A 4,398-nucleotide genomic window follows, 5' to 3' on the forward strand; every position below is an offset into this window, starting at 1 on the left:
GTGCAGACCGGTTCCATCGCCGTCGGCAGCGTCCGTATCGGCCTCGACCTGCCGATCCTGGCGGTCGCGGCAACGATCCTCGGCGGCGTCGTCTTCGGTCGTGGCGACGGCGGCGTCTGGGGGCCTTTCTTCGGGGCGCTGTGTTTTGCGCTGCTGTTCGTGGTGATGACGGTGCTCGGCATCGACGAGCCCGGCAAGCTCATCGCGCAGGGCGTCATCATCCTCGGCGCGGCGATCTTCTACGGAGTGCGCGTGCGAAACCCCTGATTTGAAACGGCGAAGAGCAAGTGCGCCGGCGTTCAGACAATTGCAAACAGATGGAGAAACATGGATGTCACCGCCAAAAAACATCATGTGCTACGGCGACTCGCTGACCTGGGGCTGGGTTCCGGTCAAGGAAGGGTCGCCGACCTACCGCTACCCTTATGATCAGCGCTGGACCGGTGTGATGGCGGCGGCGCTGGGGGCGGGCTACCACATCATCGAAGAAGGCCTGAGCGCGCGCACGACCTGTCTCGACGACCCCAACGATCCGCGCCTGAACGGGGCGAACTATCTGCCCTCGGCCATCGCCAGCCATCTGCCGCTCGACCTGGTCATCGTCATGCTCGGCACCAACGACACCAAGTCTTATTTCCGCCGGACGCCTTATGAGATCGCCAATGGAATGGCGAAACTGGTCGGGCAGATCCTGACCAGTGCCGGCGGCATCGGCACCCCTTATCCGGCTCCCAAGGCGCTGGTCATTGCGCCGCCGCCGCTGACCCCGATGCCCGATCCGTGGTTCGAGGGCATGTTTGGTGGCGGGCACGAAAAATCCAGGGATCTGGCCAGGCAGTACAAGGCGATGGCGGATTTCATGAAGATCGATTTCCTCAATGCCGGCGATTACCTCACCACGGATGGTGTTGACGGCATCCATTTTACTGCCGGAAACAACGCCGATCTGGGACGCGCCGTCGCCGACAAGGTCAAGTCGATCCTTGAGCCGGGCAAGGTCAGCACTGCCGCCTGAAGCCGCCACGCCCGTCGGCTCGCGGCACACAGGCCTACGGCGCGGGTGTATCGCTCGTTGCTCCGGCGATGCACATCGATACGGGGCCGTTTGGCCCCGTATCGATGTGGCGCTCGACGCCTGCAGACCTGCGTTGATCTAGGGCCTTGTGCCCCGAGGAACATGATCGGCAGAGGATTTGGTTTGGCGGTCGAAAACGACCGCCAGGCCGTTCTTCACGGCAAGCGAGGCGACCATGTCGTCGAGTTCGCGATCGGGAATGGCGGGTTTGAGGACCTGCCGGATGGCCCGATAGGCCTGCTCGGTCGACACATAGTCGTAGCGCTTTTTGCGCGCTTCCACATATTGCTCGATGAGAATGCTCAATCGGCGGGCGGCGATGCCATCTGGTTGCTGCAAGGGAGCCTCCTCAGCGTCGATCGTTTGCAGACCCCCGAGATGTAAAAACCCACGCCGCGAAAGTTAAGGCCTGCTGTCGGCTTGAAGCCCAAAAAATCTATTGCCTTCGTTCAACGAACTGCACCGCAGAGTGACATCGTGTCCGAACTGGCACATCGCAGCCGCAAGGCGCGGGTCAACTTGCCCGTCCGAATCCCGACCAAAGCGTGTATTCACAACAGCTCCGACAGAACGGCCATGAAATGGTCGTTCTCCGCTGTCGAGCCGATGCTGACTCGCACATAGGTGTCAAAACCCTGCTGCTTCCACGGCTTGACGATGACGCCGTGACGCAGCAGGCCTTCGACGAAGGCGGAAGCATCTTGCCGGCAGTTGAAGAACAGGAAGTTGCCCCTGGAGGCAGCGACATCGAGGCCCTTGCTCGCCAGGAAAGTCTCGACGCGTTTTCTCTCTGCATTGGCCAGCGCGACGACCCTGGCAAGGTGTTCGTCGTCGGCCAGTGCTGCGAGTGCGGCCGCCTGGGCCATCGCGTTGGCGTTGAAAGGCGTGCGGACGCGATCGAGCAGCGCGCGCAGCTCCGGGTCACCGACGATGCCGAAGCCGATCCGCAATCCGGCCAGACCGAACGCCTTGGAAAAGGTCCGCAGCACGATCCAGGGCCGACCCAGCTTTTCGAGATATGGCAGGGACGATGCATAATCGTCGCCCTTGGCATATTCGGCATAGGCTTCGTCGATGACGATCAGCGTCTCGTCGCCGACCGCATCCAGAACCCTCGACAGATCGCCGGCGGAGAGCCAGCTGCCGACCGGGTTCATCGGGTTCGAAAACAGCAGCATGCGCGGCCGTTCGCGCACCGCCTCGACCAGCGCATCGACATTGATGGTGAGATCGTCGTTGACGACAACGCGTTTGACGGTCGCCCCCATCAGCGTTGCGTAGTCCTCATGCAGCGGGAACGACGGATAGAGCGTGACGACCGCGTCGCCCGGCCGCAACACGGCACGGCTGATGACGGAGAGAAGGTCTTCGGAACCGTTGCCGAGGATGATCTGGCCCTCGGCGACGGCATATTTGTCGCCGATCGCCTGGCGCAGCTTGCGCCCGGCGGGGTCGGGATAGAGGCGGAACATCTCGGAGCCGGCATGCATCGTCGTGGCTAGCGTCGGGCTGGGCCCGAGCGGGTTTTCGTTGGAGCCCAGTTTGGCGATCCTGGCCGGTGCGTATCGCGCCATGACCTCGTCAATGGTGAGCCCGGAATTGTAGGACGACAAACGGTTGACTTCGGTGCGGACCATATCCGAGGCTTTCGACACGGGTGGGCTCCTTTGCAGCGGATTTCGTCATCAGTACCGCAGCTGAAATGATTTGTATATGCTTGTATATGTAACCTGCGATCTGATAGCATTGATACCGGCGCCGAGGCCAACACCGATCAGGAGGATCACATGCGCAACGCTTCTCTCTTCGATCTCTCCGGCAGGAAGGCGCTTGTCACCGGCGCAAGCCGGGGCATCGGGCGCAGCATCGCCGAGGCGCTGAGTGCCGCCGGCGCCGACGTCGCGGTCTCGGCGCGCAGCCTGGCGTCATTACAGGACACAACGACAGCCATCCGCGCCGCCGGCGGGGTGGCGCATGCCGTTGCCCTCGACGTCACCGATGTCGGTCGCTGCCGCGCAGCCACCGCAGAGGCTGCCAGCCTGCTTGGCGGTCTCGACATTCTCGTCAACAATGCCGGCGTGGAGGAGGTGCGGCCCTCGCTCGATGTCGACGAGGCGCTGTGGGACAGGATCGTCGACACGAATCTCAAGGGAGCGTTCTTCTGCGCCCAGGCCGCCGCGCGGCAGATGCGCGATGCCGGCCGTCCTGGTGCCATCATCAATCTGTGCTCGCTGACATCCGAAGTCGGAATCCCCACCGCGGTGCCGTATGGCTCGTCGAAGTCGGGCCTGCTCGGCATGACCCGCGCCCTTGCGGCGGAGTGGGCGGAGCTCGGCATAAGGGTCAATGCAATCGCGCCGGGCTATTTCAGGACGGCGATGACCGATGTTTTCTACAGCAACGAGGCATGGCAGCACTCCATGCTGGCCAAGATCCCGCAGCGGCGTTTCGGTGATCTCTCCGATTTGCACGGCATCGCGGTGTTCCTCGCTTCGGATGCGGCGGCTTACATAACCGGCCAGTCCATTCCGGTCGATGGCGGCTTTCTCGCCTCGATCTGAGGAGGCAGGTTTGTCTCCGCAGTTTCGAAGGGAAGGACGATAGAAAAACTGCTGGCGACTGTCATACATACATGTATATACTTTTGCCCGGGTGAAGCCTCTCGACGGCTTTGATCCTTGCCCCGGTCGGCCTGTCGACCCGCAGAACTATGGCCATCCACGGGCCAACCGTCATTGCGTTCCAAGAGTTCCAGGAGACGAGCAACCATGTCCGACATCAGCTTCCACGATTTGTCATCCATCGATGCCGACCAGCGCGCCAGTCTGCTGAAGCGCGCCGAGGCCGATCTGACGGTCTTCGTCGAGAAGGTCCGGCCGATCATCCAGGCCGTCAAGGACGAAGGCGACGCCGCCTTGATCCGCTTCGCCAGGGAACTCGACAAGGCCAATGTCGCCGAGGGCGAACTGCAGGTGTCGGAAGCCGAGTTCGAAGCGGCGTTCGACAAGGTGGAAAAGGATGTGGTCGAGAGCATCCAGTTCGGCATCGACAACATCAGGCATTTCCATGAGGAGCAGAAGCCGGAGACGATGTGGCTCAAGGAAGTCCGGCCGGGCGCCTATGCCGGCGACCGGTACACGCCGATCGCGTCCGTTGCGCTCTACGTTCCGCGCGGCAAGGGCGCCTTTCCTTCGGTGACGATGATGACGTCGGTGCCGGCGGTGATTGCCGGTGTGCCGCAGATCGCCATCGTGACGCCGCCGACACCGGATGGGTCGGTGGACGCGGCAACGCTGGTCGCCGCGCGCCTCGCCGGCGTGGGA

Annotated in this window: 5 protein-coding genes and 1 pseudogene; 4 read left to right on the plus strand and 2 right to left on the minus strand. The window is 62.6% G+C overall.

Going from position 1 to position 4,398, the window contains the following annotated elements:
• Together EN749_RS31480 and EN749_RS31485 are read left to right on the plus strand one after the other, a co-directional pair.
• Nucleotides 1-267: pseudogene (locus EN749_RS31480) on the plus strand (ABC transporter permease); the annotation flags it as partial.
• A gap of 64 nt (nucleotides 268-331) precedes the next feature.
• Entirely contained in the window at nucleotides 332-1,015 is a 684-nt protein-coding gene (locus EN749_RS31485) for an SGNH/GDSL hydrolase family protein (protein WP_127271777.1), read from the plus strand.
• A 138-nt stretch (nucleotides 1,016-1,153) separates the two neighbouring features.
• On the opposite strand, the gene EN749_RS31490 is transcribed toward EN749_RS31485, so the two are convergent.
• Nucleotides 1,154-1,414 (minus strand): hypothetical protein, encoded by a 261-nt coding sequence (locus EN749_RS31490; protein WP_127809698.1) that lies wholly within the window; start codon nucleotides 1,412-1,414, stop codon nucleotides 1,154-1,156.
• A gap of 212 nt (nucleotides 1,415-1,626) precedes the next feature.
• Nucleotides 1,627-2,730, minus strand: a complete 1,104-nt coding sequence (locus EN749_RS31495; RefSeq protein ID WP_128364619.1) for a histidinol-phosphate transaminase — start codon at nucleotides 2,728-2,730, stop codon at nucleotides 1,627-1,629.
• Nucleotides 2,731-2,862: 132 nt separating this feature from the next.
• Here EN749_RS31495 and EN749_RS31500 point away from each other — a divergent pair, with 132 nt between their 5' ends.
• Nucleotides 2,863-3,636 (plus strand): glucose 1-dehydrogenase, encoded by a 774-nt coding sequence (locus tag EN749_RS31500; protein ID WP_128364620.1) that lies wholly within the window; start codon nucleotides 2,863-2,865, stop codon nucleotides 3,634-3,636.
• A gap of 207 nt (nucleotides 3,637-3,843) precedes the next feature.
• On the plus strand, nucleotides 3,844-4,398 hold a 555-nt coding region (locus EN749_RS31510), incomplete at its 3' end, for a histidinol dehydrogenase (RefSeq protein ID WP_145991077.1).

Source organism: Mesorhizobium sp. M7A.F.Ca.ET.027.02.1.1 (assembly GCF_004022985.1).
In the GTDB taxonomy this organism is placed as follows: Bacteria; Pseudomonadota; Alphaproteobacteria; order Rhizobiales; family Rhizobiaceae; genus Mesorhizobium.

Coding starts and splice junctions, on each gene's coding strand:
- EN749_RS31485 (WP_127271777.1), top strand. CDS start 332: ATGTCACCGCCAAAAAACATCATGTGCTACGGCGACTCGCTGACCTGG.
- EN749_RS31500 (WP_128364620.1), top strand. CDS start 2,863: ATGCGCAACGCTTCTCTCTTCGATCTCTCCGGCAGGAAGGCGCTTGTC.